We start from the raw sequence: 17,747 nt of genomic DNA, 5'->3' as shown, positions 1-17,747 counted from the left end.
CGTTAACTTCTTGACTACAAGAGCCGTGATAGGGCAATCTTCTTAGCATGCCCGCAACCCCGCGCTCAACGAGGAGCAAGCCAAAAAATCCGGGATCGCAGTCCGCCCTGCGCCAGCTGAACCAGCAACGGATTATCGAAACCCTCATGGGCGGACCCGCCACGCAGGCTGAACTTGCCCGGCAGACGGGCCTCTCCACCGCAACGGTTTCAAACATCGTCAAAATCATGCTGGACTCCGGCCTTGCATCGACAGAACCCATCACCAGCTCCGGCCGCCGCGCACTGAACGTCCGCCTGAACAGCAACGGCGCCGTCGCCGTCGGAATTGACTTCGGACGGCGGCACCTCCGGGTGGTTCTGGCCTCCCTCAGCTACCACGTCATCGCCGAGGAATCCGTCATGCTTCCACTGGGCCACCAGGCCGAGGAAGGCATCCGCGCCGCCACGGCCCTGCTGGACAAACTGCTGCGGGAAAGCGGGATCGAACGCAGCGCGATGGTGGGTGCCGGCGTCGGGATTCCCGGGCCAATCGACCGCCGCACCGGAACGGTGGCACAGGGCGCCATCCTCCCCGAATGGGTGGGGATCAACATCCTCCAGCACCTCGAGGAGACGCTGCAAATCCCCGTTTTCGTTGACAACGACGCCAATCTGGGCGCCTGGTCCGAAGTCACGTGGGGACAACATTCCGGGGTCAGCAACCTGATGTTCCTGAAGATCGGATCCGGCATCGGCGCGGGCCTGATCCTCAACGGGGCCCCCTACTACGGAAACGTTGGAATCACCGGCGAGATAGGCCACGCCACCATCCACGAACAAGGACTTGTATGCCGCTGCGGAAACCGCGGGTGCCTGGAGACCATCGCCTCCACCACCACCATGATCGAGCTTCTCAGCCGGGGCGAGGACAGGCCGCTGACCCCTGCGGACATCGTCAGGAAAGCCCTGAACCGGGACCCCGCAACGCTCCGCGTGGTGGACGACGCCGGACTCTCAGTGGGCCGGGCGCTGGGCAACGTGGCCAACCTGATCAATCCCGAGGTCATTGTGGTGGGAGGGCCCCTGGCAGGCCTTGGCGACATCCTGCTGGACCCCATCAGGCGCGGCCTGATCAGGCACGCGGTACCGGTGATCGGCGAAACCACCACCTTGGCCATGTCCTCCCTGGGCGACCGGGCCGAGGCACTGGGGGCGGCTGCTTTGGTCTTCCAACATGCCGGAATCCGTAAAACCTAGACCGTTTCGTTACCCGCCGATTGCGTTAAAGACTTGACGACAATAGGCGTGATCCAGTTTACTTTTGGATCAGACGGCCCTGCGCTTTGCCGGCCGGACAAAGAAGTCATTGCATTGGAGGGTTAGGGTTCATGACGTCCCAGACCACGCAAACGGAGCCGATCATCCTTGAGATGCGGTCCATCACCAAGGAATTCCCGGGCGTTAAAGCGTTGGATAACGTGAGCCTGCGGGTGAAGGCCGCTGAGATCCACGCGATCTGCGGCGAGAACGGGGCTGGCAAGTCCACCCTGATGAAGGTCCTTTCCGGCGTGTACCCGTACGGCAGCTACGACGGCGACATCGTCTACCAGGGCCAGGTCCAGCAGTTCCGGGACATCCGGGCCAGCGAGCACGCCGGCATCGTGATCATCCACCAGGAACTGGCGCTCATCCCCGAGCTGTCCATCATGGAAAACATCTTCCTGGGCAACGAGCCCACCAAACGCGGAGTCATCAACTGGGCCGAAGCCCGCCTCCGCTCCCTGGACCTGCTGGCCAGGGTGGGACTGCGCGAGGACCCGGACACCCCCATCAAGGAAATCGGCGTCGGCAAGCAGCAACTGGTGGAAATCGCCAAGGCGCTGAACAAGTCCGTGAAGATCCTGATCCTTGACGAGCCCACCGCAGCGCTGAACGAGTCCGATTCCCAGCACCTGCTGGATCTGATGCTCGGCCTGAAGGCCAAGGGCATCACGTCCATCATCATTTCCCACAAGCTGAACGAGATCGAGCAGATCGCCGATTCCATCACCATCATCCGTGACGGCAAGTCCATCGAGACGCTGAACGTCAAGGCGGACGGCGTGGACGAGGACCGGATCATCAAAGGCATGGTGGGACGCACCCTCGAATCCCGCTTCCCCGAGCACACGCCCAACATCGGCGAGGTGTTCTTCGAAGTCAAGAACTGGACCGTGGGCCACCCCAACGTCGCGGACCGCCTGGTGTGCAAGGACTCCAGCTTCTTCGTCCGCCGCGGGGAGATCGTGGGCTTCGCCGGACTCATGGGCGCAGGCCGCACCGAACTGGCACGCTCCGTCTTCGGCCGCTCCTATGGCCGCTTCATCGACGGCCACATCTACAAGGACGGCAAGGAGCTCACCCTCAAATCCGTGCGCCAGGCCATCGACGCCGGGCTGGGCTACGTCACCGAGGACCGCAAGTCCCTGGGACTGAACCTGCTGGACGACATCAAGACCACCACGGTGGCAGCGAACCTGCGCAAGATCAGCCACAACTCCGTGGTGGACCTGAACCAGGAATTCACCGTGGCGGAGCAGTACCGCAAATCGCTGCGGACCAAGACCCCGTCGGTAGAGGAAGGCGTTGCCAAGCTCTCCGGCGGCAACCAGCAGAAGGTGGTCCTCGCCAAGTGGATGTTCACGGACCCCGACCTGCTGATCCTGGACGAACCCACCCGCGGCATTGATGTTGGCGCCAAGTACGAGATCTACGGCATCATCCAGCAGCTTGCCAACCAGGGCAAGGGAGTCATCGTCATCTCTTCAGAGCTCCCCGAACTCCTGGGCCTGTCCGACCGTATCTACACGATTTTCGAAGGCGCCATCACCGGTGTCCTGAACAAAGACGAGGCCAGCCAGGAAAGCCTGATGAAACTGATGACCTCCGCCCGCAAAGCCGAAGCCGCCTGACCCTCTGGATCATCCCAGAACCTTCCGGACACAAGGACTGACACCATGAACGCCCTCAAAAAGCTGTTTGGCGGAAACACCCGCCAATTCGGCATGATCTTCGCCCTGGTTGCACTGATCGTCTTTTTCCAGATCGCCACCGACGGCCGGACCCTCACGCCCGGCAACGTCATCAACCTCTTCAACGGCAACTCCTACATCCTGATCCTCGCCATCGGCATGGTCCTGGTCATCATCGCGGGACACATTGACCTGTCGGTGGGCTCCATCGCGGCCTTCGTGGGGGTCACCGTTGCCCTGGCCATCCGCGACTGGGGTATCCCCTGGTACGCCGGCGTGCTCCTGGGCCTGGCGCTCGGTGCGTTGATCGGTGCCTGGCAAGGGTGGTGGGTGGCCTACGTGGGGATACCCGCCTTCATCGTGACCCTCGCCGGCATGCTCCTGTTCCGCGGCTTCAACCAGTTCGTTGGCAAGTCCAACACCATCCCCGTCCCCGCCGACTTCCAGTACCTCGGCTCCGGCTACCTCCCGGAAGTCGGACCCAACACAGGATTCAACAACCTGACCCTGCTGCTGGGCATCGCCGCCGCCGCATTCGTGGTGGTGGGCGAACTGCGGTCCCGCGCCCGCGCCAAAGCACTGGGCGCCGAGGTTCCGGAAATGTGGGTCACGGCGCTGAAGCTGGTCCTGATCTGCGGTGCCATCCTCTACGCCACCTACCTCTTCGCAACCGGCCGCCCCGGCACCTCGTTCCCCATCCCCGGCCTGATCCTCGCCGTCCTGGTCCTGATCTACGGCTTCATCTCCTCCCGCACCGTCCTGGGCCGCCACGTCTACGCAGTGGGCGGCAACCGCCACGCTGCCGAGCTCTCCGGCGTCCAGTCCAAGAAGGTCAACTTCCTGGTCATGATGAACATGTCCATCCTCGCCGGCCTCGCCGGCATGATCTTCGTAGGACGCTCCACCGCATCCGGCCCCTTCGACGGGGTCGGCTGGGAACTGGACGCCATCGCCGCAGTCTTCATCGGCGGCGCCGCAGTCACCGGCGGCGTGGGAACCGTCGTCGGATCCATCATCGGCGGCCTGGTCATGGCAGTGCTGAACAACGGCCTCCAGCTCCTCGGCGTCGGCGCCGACCTCACCCAGATCATCAAGGGCCTCGTCCTCCTGATCGCCGTCGCCTTCGACGTCTACAACAAGAGCCAGGGCAAGAAGTCGATCATCGGCATGCTCACCCAGAACTTCAACCGGAAGCAGGGGCCCTCCAACCCCAACCAACCGGACGAAACCACCTCAACCAAGGAAGCGATCGCCAGGGAAGCCTGAGCCTTGCGGCCTGAATAGCGTTACACCACCACAAAGAAAGAGAACCAACAATGCGAATGATTGGCAAAGCAGGAAAGGCAGCAGCGGTCGCTGCCATCGCAGCACTGGCGCTGACGGGCTGCGGACGGTCGGAGACCTCCACTGGCGGCGGTACCGAGGGCGCCAGCGGCTTTGAGCAGGACTCCTCCATTGGCGTCGCCCTTCCCCAGAAGACCAGTGAAAACTGGGTACTCGCGGAAAAGCTGTTCAATGAGGGCCTCACCGAGGCAGGCTTCAAGCCTGACGTACAGTTCGCCAACGGCGGCGTGTCCGAGCAGCAGAACCAGATCAGCGCCATGGTCACCAAGGGCGCCAAGGTCATCATCGTCGGTGCCATCGACGGTTCCCAGCTGGGCACCCAGCTCAAGCAGGCCAAGGACTCCGGCGCCACCATCATCGCCTACGACCGCCTGCTGCTGAACACCGAGAACGTGGACTACTACGTGGCCTACGACAACTTCAAGGTGGGCGAGCTCCAGGGCCAGGCGCTGCTGGAAGGCCTCGAAGAGAAGAAGGGCGAAGGACCCTACAACATCGAGCTCTTCGCAGGCTCCCCCGATGACGCCAACGCAAAGGTCTTCTTCGACGGCGCCATGAGCGTCCTGAAGCCGAAGATCGATGACGGCACCCTCAAGGTCCTCTCCGGCCAGAACAGTTTCGAGCAGGCTGTTACCCAGGGCTGGAAGGCTGAAAACGCCCAGCGCCGCGCAGACACCCTGCTCACCGGCAGCTACTCAAGCGAGTCCCTGGACGGCGTTCTTTCCCCGAACGACACCCTGGCCCGCGCAGTCCTGACCTCCGTCAAGGCGGCCGGGAAGGAGCTTCCGGTTGTCACCGGCCAGGACTCGGAGGTTGAGTCCGTCAAGTCCATCATCGCTGGCGAGCAGTACTCCACCATCAACAAGGACACCCGCAAGCTCGTTGAGCACGCCATCACCATGGTGAAGGATCTCCAGGCCGGCAAGGAACTGGAAATCAACGACGAGAACTCCTACAACAACGGTGTCAAGACTGTTCCGGCCTACCTGCTGGAGCCGGTCATCGTCACCGCTGCGAACGTAAAGACCGCTTACGAAGGCGACCCGGTCCTCGAACCGATCACCAAGTAGGCAGCAGCAGGCAAAACGCCCGGTCCCCTTGGGGGCCGGGCGTTTCTGCGTGCCGGCTGTGCTGGGTTCTGCTGCCGGTCCTACTGCTTAACGGTCAGGACCCCCGGCCCCGTGAAGTTCAGCGCATGGTTCCGCACGGCCTGGGGCGTTGCGAATGCCTTGTAACTGTATGCATCCGCAGGGTCCCAGCCGACGTCGGTGCTGAAGTCCCACCCAGTCCAGTCCGGAGCAGGCTCCCCGGCGAGTGCCGCCTCTGACAGGGCCGCCGCGCGGTTCTGCTCGAAAGACGCCTGCGCCACGGCGTTGAGGTCAGCCTCATCACCATTGAACCAGGATCCGGTGTCCTTGAAACGGTGTCCGTTATAGCTGCTCACCATGATCGATTCGTCAGCTCCGGGTCCGGTGTAGTCGAAGGCGTTGCGCTCGGAGAAGATCCGCGACTCGTAGCCGGCACCCAGGAAGTAGCTGTTACCGCCCTGGCCCTCGCTGATCATGGGGTACTGCGGGTGATCGGTGCTGGCCACAAAGTAGTTGTTCAGCACATGGACTTTCCCGAACCGCACCCGGGGACCGCGCTGCTGGATATTTTCGAGGTGGTTGCCGATGTAGCTGACGCGCAGTTTCCCGCCGTCCTTGTCCACATGTTCGTCACCTGACCCAAGCAACATGGTCTTGTCGTGGTTGTACAGCTTGCTGTTCGAGACAGTCACGTAGTCGGTTCCGTCCTTGAGGTCCAAAAGGCCGTCGTGCCGGTTGGCCGGCTTGCCGTCGGGCCCGATCGGTGCCTCGCTGTCGGGAAACCGCCCGTCAGTCAGCCGGACATGGTCTATCCATAGATGGTCAGAGGTGACGGAAGAGACGGCGTCGAACCTCGCATTCCACGCGCCATCACCGTCGTCCGGGGACCAGGTGCTGAAGAAGTCCACGGGCGCTTCGACGCTGAGGTTGCGCATCACAACGTTGGTGGCGCTGAGGATCACGATGTTGGCGCCAACGAATCCTGAGTCGGCGCCAAGGCCAACCAGGGTGGTGTTGCTGGGCAGGCTCACCTCGATCTGCCGCTTCATATTGTTGCTGCCGGTCTGCCGCAGCTGCCTCTGCTTCTTGCAGTATTCATAGGTCTGGTCGCTCCAGGCCTTTCCCTCCGGCCCGAAGCAGGAAATGTACTTGTTAATGTCGTACCCCGGCGCGTAGTCCTGCTCCCCCAGTATTCGGCCATCGGGCGCCTGGTTGCCGTCGATGGTCCCATTGACGTAGATGATCTTGGGAGCCTTGGGGTCACCGTTGTTCGCCAGCGCCGCTTTAAGCCCGGCCAGGGTGCTGACCTCATAGCGGTTTTCAGCGGGGGCGCCGGCGCCGCCGTTCGTACCACTTCCGACGGCGGCCCAGCCAGTGGGTGCCGCGTCGTCGGCCCTGATAATGCCTCCTCCGGTCGGCGCCGGACTGGCGGGCGTCATACCGGCGGCTGCGGGTGCCGCCACCGCCAGCCCCGCCGCCAGCGCAAGAGCTGATCCGGATGCGGCTACTCCGCCTCCAAAGCGGAACCTGGTCCGGATGTTTGCACTTATGTTTAGTGTTTTGGACGTCATTGGCCTTTTTTCCGGCATGCCAAACAGGCCACATGCCTAGGTGCGTGCGGTTCTTGGCGAGTGCTTACCCTGCAAGAAAACGGTTTCTAGAAAAGGGTTCTTTATTCTTACGTCCCCCGCGACAATGCTGTCAAGGGTTTGTCACACACTGGGCGCCGGCACGATCAGTCGCTTGCGCACTTCCCGCAGGTCATAACTGAACCCTTGCTCACCTGAGTGAGAGGATGGTCACCATGAGTGCCCCCATTGCCAAGCCGTGGCTGTCCAGCCAGTCCGACCAGGACCCCCGTTCCGCTACCGGTTCTCCCCTGCGCTGGGGAATCATCGCTACGGGCGGGATAGCCCGTTCTGTTTCGCAGGACCTGGCCCTGCTGGCGGACGCTGAGCTGTACGCCGTCAGTTCCAGGGGCCAGGACACGGCGGATGCCTTTGCGGTGGCCTATGACTTCGCGAAAGCCTATGGTGACGACGGCGGCGTGGCCGGCTACCAGCGGCTGCTCGCAGACGAGCAGGTGGACGTCGTCTACGTTGCGACACCCCACGCCCAGCACCACGAGATCGTTCTCGCCGCGCTGAACGCCGGCAAGCATGTCCTGTGCGAAAAAGCGTTCACTATCAACGCTCGTGAGGCCTCAGAACTCATCGATCTTGCCCGCAGCCGCAACCTGTTCCTGATGGAAGCGGTGTGGAGCCGCTTCCTGCCGAGCATGCAGCGGGCGTTCGAGATTGCTGCGTCCGGTGAGCTGGGCGACATCCATTGGGTCACGGCAGACCTCGGCTTTCCGGCGCCCTACTCTCCCACCGCCCGGTTGTGGGCCAGGAAGGACGGCGGCGGCGCACTGCTGGACCTTTCGGTTTACCCGCTCCTGTGGGCGCTGGGCACCCTCGGATTTCCGCAGACCGTGAGTGCCACCGGGTTCATCAACGACGACGGCGTGGACGCCCAGAATGCGCTCACGCTGGGGTACAACCACGGGGCGCAGGTGCAGCTGACATCCTCACTGCTGGCGCACGGTCCCCGGACCGCCACCGTGGCAGGCAGCCTCGGTTACCTTCAAAGCGTGGGCTCCATCAACAACCCCGGCGAACTCTTGGTGTCCACGGGCTGGGACTCGCGCAGGACAGAAGCCTTCGAGTCGGTGGGCCGCGGATACGTTTACGAGCTGCGCGAGGTAACGCGCTGCATCCAGCAGGGGCTCACGGAAAGCCCGGTAATGCCGCTGGAGGACACCTTGAATACGATGCGGCTCTTTGACGGCGTCCGCGCTCAGCTCGGCGTGAGCTACCCGAACGACGGGCACTGAGCCAATCCCGGGCCTGGAACCACGGCAGATGTGACCGGTTCCGGCCGGTCTGTAATTCCTAAGATGCGAAGTTTTCAGTTTTGTCGAGTTGTTTGAGCGGACCCTAGACTTCCTGCAACATTTCGTCTTAGGCTGTAGCCATCGTCGAATGCATCAGTACTGGGGGTGGTACGCATGGCTCGTAATCGCTCGCCGTGGCGTGCCCTTCGGCCAGTGGTCCTCGCAGGCGCAGCCACCCTCACGTGGCTGACCTTGTCAGCGTCGGCCGCTTCAGCGGACACGCTGCAGGATGCAACTTCCCTGTTGGGGGGCGTCACCGGTTCAGTATCTTCGGTGGCGGAAGAGGTGCCCCTTCCCGTGGCCAGCCTTGCTAATGCCGCGCCTGCAGTCTCCGCACCGGCGCCGAGTACATCGCCGGGCCTGCTGCAGCCCGTGGCGGGGGAAGTCTCCGGGCTTGCGGACCAGGTAATTTCAGCGGTACCCGTTGTAGGCGATCTCATCCCGTCGGGAACAGTGTCGGTCATTGCAGTTCCGGTTGCCGAATCTGTGGATGCTGCAACCGCGGTGGCAGTTGAAACCGTAGTCCCATCCGTGACGGAAGCACTCCCTGTACTCGAACCGGTCCTGCAGCCCGTTGCGGACCTCGCAGCAGACACTTCAGTGCTTCCGCTTCCGGAACTTCCCTTGGCGGTTCCCGATGACGCCGTCCCGGCTGGGGCTGTGCCCCACGTAGCCGTGCCCGCAACAGTTAACGTGCCTGCGACAACAACAGCGGCGGTGCTCTCAGAGGCGGCCAGAACAGAAACACTTGGGGTTGCGGCATCGAACGCCACCCCGGTTGGCCAGATGCTGGCAGCCACCGCCTACGTACCTCTTCAGACCGCGGTAGTCCTGCCTGAGTCCGCCGAAGAGCAATCCGGTACGGCAGACCCCTCACGGGCCCCTTCCCAGGTTCCTCCCCCTCCAGGATCCGGCACCGGAAGCAGCATGCCTTCTGCCGCTGGCAGCGGGACTGCGGCATGGCTGAGCTCCTTCAACCTCACCCTCCCGCCCACCGGCATTGTCCTTGCCGGTGAGTTTTCCGAGCATGCCCCCGCACCGGTGTCTTTCGACCCCGGTTCATCTCCTGACTAGTTGAGGCACGCCTGCCCTTGCGGCAGAACGCGGCCATTCGGCCGCTGACAAGCGGCCTTCATTCAACTTTTCAGGAGACATCACCATGAATCCCAACCTTCGCCGGGGAATGCTCGGCACCCTCTTTGCAGGCGGGCTCCTAGCCCTCAGTTGCACTGCGGCAAACGCCGCGGACACCACCAGCGGATCGGACCTTTCCGCATCCGCCCTCATCTCGGCGGCGGCGTCCGTTGACTCGACGTCGTTGGGCCAGCTGGGTGACCCAACGCCGACCGTTTCAGCGGACGCTGCCGTCGCAGCAGACGTGGCGCTTGGCGGTGCCACCGGCACGGCCACGGACACCACAGCCCTCGCCGCGGCGGTCCTCGTGGACGCATCCATTGGCGGCAATGGCACCACAGGGGAACTCGCAGACGCCAACGTCGACCTCACCATCGGCGGCAACGGCACCGGCACCACCGGCGAGTTCGTAGATGCCGACGTCGATGCCACCCTGGGCGGCAATGGAACCACAGGGGAACTCGTTGACGCTAACGCCGACCTCACCATCGGCGGCAACAACACCGGCACCACCGGCAACCTCGTCGACGCCAACGTTGACCTGACCATCGGCGGCAACGGCACCGGCACCACCGGCAACCTCGCAGACGCCAACGTTGACCTGACCATCGGCGGCAACAACACCGGCGGCGGCACCACCGGCAACCTCGCAGACGCCAACGTTGACCTGACCATCGGCGGCAACAACACCGGCGGCGGCACCACCGGCAACCTCGCAGACGCCAACGTTGACCTGACCATCGGCGGCAACAACACCGGCGGCGGCACCACCGGCGACCTCGCAGACGCCAACGTTGACCTGACCATCGGCGGCAACAACGGCACCACCGGCGAACTCGTCGACGCCAACGTTGATCTGGGCATCGGCGGCAACGGCACCGTCGACACCGAAAACCCGGGCACGGGAACACCCGGAACCGAGAACCCTGGCACCACTGATCCGGGTAACGGCAACGCCGGCGGCGCCGGCGCCGTGGACTCGGGAAGCACGGATCCCGGCGCTGACAACGGAACTGCGGGCACCACCGGCACCACTGGCAACGGAAGCGTCGCAGGTGCCATTGCGGGAGGAATCTCCGCAGCACCTGCTGCCGGGTCCACCGCAGTTGGCGGGGCCATCGCCGTCGACACCGCTGCAAGCATCACCGGGGCCCGCAACACGCCGGGCCAAGGGGCCACTGCGCTGGCAAAGACCGGCATGGACGCCTCCCTTGCCCCGCTCGCCCTGCTGCTTCTGGCGGCGGGACTCCTGATGCTCCGCAAGCGGAAAGTGTCGTAGCGCCGACCACCTACTGACAGCGCCTGCCCCACGCGCCTGAAGCGGCAGCAGGGGGCGGGCTGAGGGAAAGGAGGTTGGCCAGGCAACGAAACAAGACCACGCACAACATGTATTCAGCACACATGTCCTTGTGAACGGCGGTCCGGTGGCGGGAGTTTTCGCCGCCGGACCGCAGGCGTGCCGCAGTTCGCCAAACCAGGATGAATCTTCCGTTTACTCCACCGCCCGTATAATTTGAGGTACGACAGTGCCGCAGCGCACCGGGAGGAACGGGTCATGGTGGCGGAATCGCCTAGCTCCATCAAGAATGAAGTGGTCGGCGGACGTTACCGGTTGGGTGAGGTCATTGGCCGCGGCGGTATGTCATCGGTCTACTGTGCCCGCGACGAAAATTTGGGCCGCGAGGTGGCACTGAAGCTCTTCGCTCCGCAAGCCCCGGACGCCGATGAGCTGAAGCGCCAGGAAGCGGAGATCCAGCTTCTGGCCACCCTGAACCACCCCGGACTGGTGACGCTGTTCGACGCCGGTATTGATACCCGGATTCCTGACGAGCCAAGGCCCTTCCTCACCATGGAACTCGTGGAAGGCCAGGACCTGCGCGCCCGGATCCGGCACAGCACCGTACCGCTGGAGGAACTGGCCGTTGTCGGCGCCGGCATCGCAGACGCATTGGCATATGTCCACGGCCTCGGAATCATCCACCGGGACATCAAGCCTGGTAATATCCTGCTGGTCCAGATCCGCCCCGGTGAACCGCTGCGGCCCAAGCTCACCGACTTTGGCATCGCGCGGATCGTCGACTCAACCCGGTTGACCGCTACGGGGACCATGGTGGGAACGGCCGCCTACCTCAGCCCCGAACAGGCGCTGGGCCAGCCGCTGGCCCCCTCCACAGACATCTACTCGCTAGGCCTGGTGCTGCTCGAATGCATCAAGGGCACAGTGGAATACCCCGGCAGCGCGGTGGAATCGGCTGTGGCGCGGCTGCACCGGGCACCGGAAATTCCCGAGGACCTGCCCTCCGAATGGGCTGACCTCATCCGCTCCATGACTGCGCTCGAACCGCTTGAGCGGCCAGCCGCGGCGGACATTGAAACCGCGCTGCGACAGGCATTGGTCTCACCGGCATCCACCCCGGGTGAACTTGCGCCGGAGACCACCAGGGTGCTGCCGGCCATGCCCTTCCACCCGCCGTCCATCACCGCCGAGGAATCTGTGGATGAGCTGCGGGAGGCTGCCGGGCCGGACGCAGCCCCGGCCGGGAAGCAGGTTCCAGCCAGCCCGAGCGAGGTCCTGAGCCAGGACCGAGCGAAGGACAGCAAGAAGCGGACAAAACGGTTTTGGCTGGCGGCGGTCCTGGCGCTGGTGGTTGTCGCAGCCGCGGTGGCTGCGGCCCTGATGACCCTGTCCTCCCAGTCGCCGCCCGACGTCGTGCCCTATCCCACGGTGACCGGAGTCTTGGGCGAACACCTTGAGGAGCTCCAGAAGAGCGTGGAACCGTGAGGGCCTTCCCTGTTCGACGCACGTCCGTGCTCGCGTGCTCCGCTGCCGTTTTGGCGGCCGCGCTCCTGGCCAGCTGCGCCACGACGGAGGCCGGCCTCGAGCGCGAGGCAGCAGGGCAGCTGCAGGCACGCGTCCTCGAAGTGACCCAGGCGTCCTCGGAAAACGACCCCGCCGCAGCCTTGCGGGCGTTGGAGGGGCTGGAAGCCGAACTGGAAGCGGCGCAGTCCGAAGGCCAGATTTCCGAGGAACGCCGCCGGAGCATCACCACGATTGCCACCGCCGTCCGGGCAGACCTCAACGAAGCGATTGCAGCGGCGGAAAAAGCGGCCGCGGACAAGGCAGCCGAAGAGGCACGGATCGCTGCGGAGCAGGCAGCCGCGGCCACTCCCCCGCCAGCCGCCGAGGTCCCCGCCCCTGCGCCAGCGCCGGCACCAGCGCCGGAGGCGGAGAAGGACGACGACAAGAAGGACAATGAGGGCAAGGGCAAAGGCAACGACTGACGCGAAGGAAGGGAGCGCCCGTCATAACGACGGCGGCGCTCCCCTCCTGTAAGGGGGCTTCCCCGGCGGGGCCCCGGTCAGTCAGCGGTTGCGTGCATCATGTGTTGCAGCAACGCCGCGGTTGCCCCGGCGACGGCGCTGGTTCAGGACTGGGCCGGCGAGGCCGGGAACCGCTCCCAGACCCTGTGTGCGGCCAGCAGCGCCGTCAGCTCAGACACCAGTGACTCGGCGTCGCCCGCGGACACGATGCCCGGGGTTTCCTGCGGGATGCCCGCTGCGGCCAAGGCTTCGGCGCCGGAATCCCATGTGCCGATTGCCTTGGCGTGCCGGTACGCTTCCGTGAGCAGCAGCACCGCCCGCGGGTCGGAGGCACCGCCGGGAGCGCCGGCCTTCGCGTCGAGTCCAGGTGCGGCGTCGGGAGCCGGGGTGGCTGGCGCCGCCACGATGACGGCATCGAACTCGGTGGAACGAGCGGTGAGGTAGGTCCGCTGAACGGGGACCCCGCCGTCGTTCTCGGCCCCAAGGAAGCCGCCCGCCGGAGCAATGACCAGCGGCACGATGCCCGCCGCGTCCAAAGCCTTCCGGGCGGCATTGACGGCGGCCAGGTCGCTGTCCCCGTCCGCAAGGATGCCCACAACCCGGCCGGCCACCGGCCAGGTCTTGCCCACCTGGGAGAGTGCGGGGCTGGGATCTGAATCCGGTACCTGTTCTGTTGCCTCCGGCGCGGGAAGGCCCAGCCCCTTCGCGACGGCGGCACACAGTTCCGCATCCACGTTGGCGAGGGCCGCGAGCTGGCGTTCACGGATGGACTTCTCGTAGCACTTGCCCAGTTCGAACGTGTAGGCCTGGATGACGTGGTCCCGCTCCACCGGGCTGAGGCTGCGGAAGAAGAGCCGCACCTGGCTGAAGTGATCGTCAAAGGACGCCGGGTTCTTCCGCTCCTTGATGGATGCAGCCAGCTCCTCCGGGACGTCAATGAAGGCCCCCACATCCTGTCCGGCCAGGAACGGGCAGCCGCCGTCAAGCGAGTTGGGCCGGTACGGGGCCGCGCCGCCGTGGACAGCCTGCTGGTGCATGCCGTCGCGCAGCATGTCATTGACCGGTGCCTGCGGCCGGTTGATGGGGATCTGGGCGAAGTTGGGGCCGCCCAGCCGGGAGATCTGCGTGTCCAGGTAGGAAAACAGCCGCACCTGCAGCAGCGGATCGTTGGTGACGTCGATTCCGGGCACCAAGTGTCCGGGGTGGAAGGCCACCTGCTCAGTCTCGGCGAAGTAGTTCGTGGGGTTGGCGTTGAGCGTCATGACGCCGATGGGCTGGACCGGGGCCAGCTCCTCCGGGACGAACTTGGTGGGATCCAGCAGGTCGATGCCTTCAAACATCTGGTCTTCAGTGTCCGGGAAGGTCTGGACACCAAGCTCCCACTCAGGGTAGGCGCCGGCCTCGATGGCGTCGGCAAGGTCCCGGCGGTGGAAGTCCGGGTCCATGCCGTTGATGATCTGGGCTTCTTCCCACACCAGCGAGTGGACACCCTGCTTCGGCTTCCAGTGGAACTTCACCAACGTGGTCTTGCCCTCTGCGTTGATGAAACGGAAGGTGTGGACACCGAAGCCCTCCATGGTGCGGTACGAACGCGGGATGCCGCGGTCGGACATGTTCCACATGGTGTGGGCCTGCGCCTCGGTGTGCAGGGAAACGAAGTCCCAGAACGTGTCATGGGCGCTCTGGGCCTGAGGGATCTCGCGGTCCGGGTGCGGTTTGCCGGCGTGGATGATGTCCGGGAACTTAATGCCGTCCTGGATGAAGAAAACCGGGATGTTGTTGCCCACCAGGTCGTAAGTGCCCTCGTCCGTGTAGAACTTCGTGGAGAAGCCGCGGGTGTCGCGGACCGTATCGGCGGAGCCGCGGGAGCCCAGCACTGTGGAGAACCGGACAAAGACGGGAGTCTCCACGTCCTTGGCCAGGAAGCCCGCGCGGGTGATGTTGGCTGCGGTCCCGTAGGAACGGAACACTCCATGGGCGCCCGCACCGCGGGCGTGGACCACGCGCTCGGGAATGCGTTCGTGGTCAAAGTGGGTGATCTTTTCGCGCAGGTGGTGGTCCTGCAGCAGGATGGGACCGCGGGAGCCGGCCTTCAGCGAGTGGTCAGTGTCGCCGAGGCGGAGGCCCTGCGCGGTGGTGAGGTACTGGCCGGACTGGGCGCGGGCAGTGGCCGGTGCGCCGGTGGGGCTTCCCGTGGGCGACACAGCCTCCGGTGCCTGCTGGTCCGGTTTCGGCGGCAGCGGTTCGCGCGGCGTCGTGGGTTCCTGGAGGCTGGCAGGCTCGCTGGCGGGGACACCGGGGATGTGGATATTGCTCTCTTCTGGCACGATTTTTTCTCCTCAGGATCGGCAACCTCAGCAGTCATCGGCGCAAACCGAGATACTAAGCGTACTTACTACCCTAGCAACGATTCCGGCCGCCACAAGCTCCACGCCTACCCTAAGAGACAACAAAGCGGCGTCCCGGATCTCCGGAACGCCGCTTTGTGGAGGCCTAGCTCAGGGTTGCAATAACCTTGTTGAGCGTTGCCGAAGGACGCATTACGGCAGAAGCCTTGGCGTCATCCGGGTGGTAGTAGCCGCCGATATCCACCGGCGATCCCTGGACCTCAGCCAGCTCGCCAACGATCGCCTGCTCCTTGGAGGCAAGCTCTCCGGCGATGGAGCTGAAGGAGGCGGCCAGGTCGGCGTCGTCCGTCTGCTTGGCCAGTTCCTCTGCCCAGTAGCGGGCCAGGAAGTAGTGGCTGCCGCGGTTGTCCAGCTCGCCGGCACGGCGGCTGGGCGACTTGTTCTCCAGCAGGAACGTGCCGGTGGCGCGGTCCAGGGTGTCGGCCAGGACCTGGGCGCGCTTGTTGTCCGTGGTGGTGGCCAGGTGCTCGAAGCTGACGGCCAGGGCCAGGAACTCGCCCAGGCTGTCCCAGCGCAGGTGGTTTTCCTTGAGCAGCTGCTGGACGTGCTTGGGGGCGGACCCACCGGCACCGGTCTCGAACAGCCCGCCGCCGTTCATCAGCGGAACAACGGAGAGCATCTTGGCGCTGGTGCCCAGCTCAAGGATGGGGAACAGGTCCGTGAGGTAGTCGCGGAGGACGTTGCCGGACACGGAGATGGTGTCCTCGCCCTTGCGGATGCGGTCCAGGGTGAAGGCGATGGCCTTGACCGGGGACATGATCTGGATGTCCAGGCCCTCGGTGTCGTGCTCCTTGAGGTACTCGTTGACCTTGGCGATGAGGTTGGCGTCGTGCGCGCGTTCCTCATCCAGCCAGAACACGGCCGGAGTCTGGGAGGCGCGGGCACGGGTCACGGCCAGCTTGACCCAGTCGCGGATGGGCAGGTCCTTGGTCTGGCAGGCGCGCCAGATGTCACCCTCGGAAACCTGGTGTTCGATCAGGACGTTCCCTGAACCGTCAACGATCTGGACCGTTCCGGCTTCCTGGATTTCGAACGTCTTGTCGTGGCTGCCGTATTCTTCGGCAGCCTGGGCCATAAGGCCAACGTTCGGAACGGTGCCCATGGTCGTGGGATCGTAGGCGCCGTTGGCGCGGCAGTCATCAATAACCACCTGGTAGATGCCGGCGTAAGAGCTGTCCGGGAGGACGGCCAGGGTGTCAGCTTCCTCGCCGTCCGGGCCCCACATGTGGCCGGAGCTGCGGATCATGGCGGGCATGGAGGCGTCCACGATCACGTCGCTGGGGACGTTCAGTGTGGTGATGCCCTTGTCCGAGTCCACCATCGCCAGTGCGGGACCTTCTTCGAGGCCCTTCTTGATGAGGTTCTGCACGCCTTCGCGCACGTCCTCCGGCAGGTCCTCGAGGCTGCTCAGGATGGCGGCCAGGCCGTTGTTGGGGCTGATGCCGGCGGCGGCGAGCTGCTTGCCGTAGGTCTCGAACAGCTCGGAGAAGTAGGCCTTGACCACGTGGCCGAAGATGATGGGGTCGGAGACCTTCATCATGGTGGCCTTGAGGTGTGCGGAGAACAGCACGCCCTCTTCTTTGGCGCGGGCAACCTGGGCCTGGAGGAACTCGTCCAGGGCGGCTGCGCGCATGACGGTGCCGTCGATGACCTCGCCGGCCAGGACCGGGAAAGCCTTCTTCAGGACCTTGACGGAGCCGTCCTCGCGGACCAGCTGGATGGCGATGGTGCCCTCAGAGTCGATAACAACGGACTTCTCGTTGGAGCGGAAGTCGTCCTGGCCCATGGTGGCCACGTTGGTCTTTGACTCGGCAGTCCAGGCACCCATGGAGTGCGGGTTCTGGCGGGCGTAGTTCTTTACGGACAGCGGGGCGCGGCGGTCCGAGTTGCCTTCGCGCAGGACCGGGTTCACGGCGGAGCCCTTGATCTTGTCGTAGCGCGAGCGGATGGCCGTCTCCTCGTCCGAGGACGGGTTGTCCGGGTAGTCCGGAAGGGCGTAGCCCTGCTCCTGGAGCTCGGCGATGGCGGCCTTCAGCTGCGGGATGGACGCGCTGATGTTGGGCAGCTTGATAATGTTGGCTTCCGGCGTCTTCGCCAGCTCACCGAGTTCAGCAAGGGCGTCACCGATCTGCTGCTCGGGGGTCAGGTAGTCACCGAAGACGGCGATGATGCGGCCAGCGAGCGAAATGTCGCGGGTCTCCACCTCCACACCTGCTGTCGAGGCGAACGCCTCGATGATGGGCAGGAACGAATAGGTAGCCAGCATCGGCGCTTCGTCGGTGTGGGTGTAGATAATCTTGGACATGCGCGGGCGTCTCCCTGTGGGTCGGCTTGGTTGTGAAAATTCGGTCTATTTCACCATGTACAACTTACCCGAGCGCAGGGATTTCACCCCTACCGGGGCTGCCGCGTTACCCCCGGCACGGGCCGGATTACAGCGATGGAGAATGGCCGACGCCGGCACGCACCTGCGGGGCCCGACCGCCGTCGCGCTTTCCTCGCCACGCCTCCCCGGAGGGCCGCTG

At 64.5% G+C, this 17,747-nt stretch carries 12 protein-coding genes; 9 read left to right on the top strand and 3 right to left on the bottom strand.

Translation table 11 applies throughout. From position 1 onward, the window contains the following. Nucleotides 1-47: 47 nt before the first annotated feature. The 4 genes from ABRP28_RS01380 to ABRP28_RS01365 all read left to right on the top strand — a co-directional run bounded on the left by ABRP28_RS01380 (nt 48) and on the right by ABRP28_RS01365 (nt 5,406). On the top strand, nt 48-1,238 hold the full coding sequence (locus ABRP28_RS01380; RefSeq protein ID WP_231455876.1) for an ROK family transcriptional regulator: 1,191 nt from the start codon (nt 48-50) through the stop codon (nt 1,236-1,238). A gap of 131 nt (nt 1,239-1,369) precedes the next feature. Continuing rightward, complete coding sequence (mmsA, locus tag ABRP28_RS01375; RefSeq protein WP_350004291.1) at nt 1,370-2,932, top strand: multiple monosaccharide ABC transporter ATP-binding protein; 1,563 nt, start codon at nt 1,370-1,372, stop codon at nt 2,930-2,932. A gap of 45 nt (nt 2,933-2,977) precedes the next feature. Beyond that, nucleotides 2,978-4,258, top strand: a complete 1,281-nt coding sequence (mmsB, locus tag ABRP28_RS01370) for a multiple monosaccharide ABC transporter permease (RefSeq protein WP_066274312.1) — start codon at nt 2,978-2,980, stop codon at nt 4,256-4,258. Between the two features lie 50 nt (nt 4,259-4,308). Then, nucleotides 4,309-5,406, top strand: coding sequence for a sugar-binding protein (locus tag ABRP28_RS01365; RefSeq protein ID WP_350004292.1), 1,098 nt, complete (start codon nt 4,309-4,311; stop codon nt 5,404-5,406). Nucleotides 5,407-5,486: 80 nt separating this feature from the next. Here the strand turns inward: ABRP28_RS01365 and ABRP28_RS01360 are convergent, their stop codons facing one another. Further along, the gene (locus ABRP28_RS01360) at nt 5,487-6,995 is read right to left on the bottom strand and encodes a pectate lyase (protein WP_350004293.1); all 1,509 of its coding nucleotides are present in this window, start codon (nt 6,993-6,995) and stop codon (nt 5,487-5,489) included. A 233-nt stretch (nt 6,996-7,228) separates the two neighbouring features. Between ABRP28_RS01360 and ABRP28_RS01355 the strand changes: the two genes are divergently transcribed. The 5 genes from ABRP28_RS01355 (at nt 7,229) to ABRP28_RS01335 (ending at nt 12,775) form a co-directional block, all read left to right on the top strand. Continuing rightward, nucleotides 7,229-8,299, top strand: coding sequence for a Gfo/Idh/MocA family oxidoreductase (locus tag ABRP28_RS01355; RefSeq protein WP_350004294.1), 1,071 nt, complete (start codon nt 7,229-7,231; stop codon nt 8,297-8,299). Between the two features lie 174 nt (nt 8,300-8,473). After that, a complete protein-coding gene (locus ABRP28_RS01350) occupies nt 8,474-9,433 on the top strand; it encodes a hypothetical protein (RefSeq protein ID WP_350004295.1) in 960 nt (319 codons plus the stop codon). Nucleotides 9,434-9,518: 85 nt separating this feature from the next. Further along, complete coding sequence (locus ABRP28_RS01345; RefSeq protein ID WP_374152909.1) at nt 9,519-10,772, top strand: hypothetical protein; 1,254 nt, start codon at nt 9,519-9,521, stop codon at nt 10,770-10,772. Between the two features lie 276 nt (nt 10,773-11,048). After that, nucleotides 11,049-12,275, top strand: a complete 1,227-nt coding sequence (locus tag ABRP28_RS01340) for a serine/threonine-protein kinase (protein ID WP_350004296.1) — start codon at nt 11,049-11,051, stop codon at nt 12,273-12,275. After that, nucleotides 12,272-12,775, top strand: a complete 504-nt coding sequence (locus ABRP28_RS01335; protein ID WP_350004297.1) for a hypothetical protein — start codon at nt 12,272-12,274, stop codon at nt 12,773-12,775. The genes ABRP28_RS01340 and ABRP28_RS01335 overlap by 4 nt, the downstream gene beginning before the upstream one ends. Nucleotides 12,776-12,918: 143 nt before the next feature. On the opposite strand, the gene ABRP28_RS01330 is transcribed toward ABRP28_RS01335, so the two are convergent. After that, nucleotides 12,919-15,141, bottom strand: coding sequence for a catalase (locus ABRP28_RS01330; protein WP_350004298.1), 2,223 nt, complete (start codon nt 15,139-15,141; stop codon nt 12,919-12,921). 166 nt (nt 15,142-15,307) lie between these two features. Continuing rightward, nucleotides 15,308-17,527 carry an NADP-dependent isocitrate dehydrogenase gene (locus ABRP28_RS01325; protein WP_350004299.1) on the bottom strand — a complete coding sequence of 740 codons (2,220 nt, stop codon included), beginning with the start codon at nt 17,525-17,527 and terminating at the stop codon, nt 15,308-15,310. Between the last annotated feature and the right edge of the window lie 220 nt (nt 17,528-17,747).

Source organism: Pseudarthrobacter sp. WHRI 8279 (assembly GCF_040224115.2).
In the GTDB taxonomy this organism is placed as follows: domain Bacteria; phylum Actinomycetota; class Actinomycetes; order Actinomycetales; family Micrococcaceae; genus Arthrobacter.
The sequence above is the reverse complement of the archived record's forward strand: the minus strand, read 5'-3'. Positions and strand labels throughout refer to the sequence as shown.

Bases quoted from the DNA above. Each gene is read 5' to 3' on its own strand.
- ABRP28_RS01355 (WP_350004294.1), top strand. From the start codon at position 7,229: ATGAGTGCCCCCATTGCCAAGCCGTGGCTGTCCAGCCAGTCCGACCAG.
- ABRP28_RS01380 (WP_231455876.1), top strand. From the start codon at position 48: ATGCCCGCAACCCCGCGCTCAACGAGGAGCAAGCCAAAAAATCCGGGA.
- ABRP28_RS01345 (WP_374152909.1), top strand. From the start codon at position 9,519: ATGAATCCCAACCTTCGCCGGGGAATGCTCGGCACCCTCTTTGCAGGC.
- ABRP28_RS01360 (WP_350004293.1), bottom strand. From the start codon at position 6,995: ATGACGTCCAAAACACTAAACATAAGTGCAAACATCCGGACCAGGTTC.
- ABRP28_RS01365 (WP_350004292.1), top strand. From the start codon at position 4,309: ATGCGAATGATTGGCAAAGCAGGAAAGGCAGCAGCGGTCGCTGCCATC.
- ABRP28_RS01350 (WP_350004295.1), top strand. From the start codon at position 8,474: ATGGCTCGTAATCGCTCGCCGTGGCGTGCCCTTCGGCCAGTGGTCCTC.
- mmsB (WP_066274312.1), top strand. From the start codon at position 2,978: ATGAACGCCCTCAAAAAGCTGTTTGGCGGAAACACCCGCCAATTCGGC.
- mmsA (WP_350004291.1), top strand. From the start codon at position 1,370: ATGACGTCCCAGACCACGCAAACGGAGCCGATCATCCTTGAGATGCGG.
- ABRP28_RS01325 (WP_350004299.1), bottom strand. From the start codon at position 17,527: ATGTCCAAGATTATCTACACCCACACCGACGAAGCGCCGATGCTGGCT.
- ABRP28_RS01340 (WP_350004296.1), top strand. From the start codon at position 11,049: ATGGTGGCGGAATCGCCTAGCTCCATCAAGAATGAAGTGGTCGGCGGA.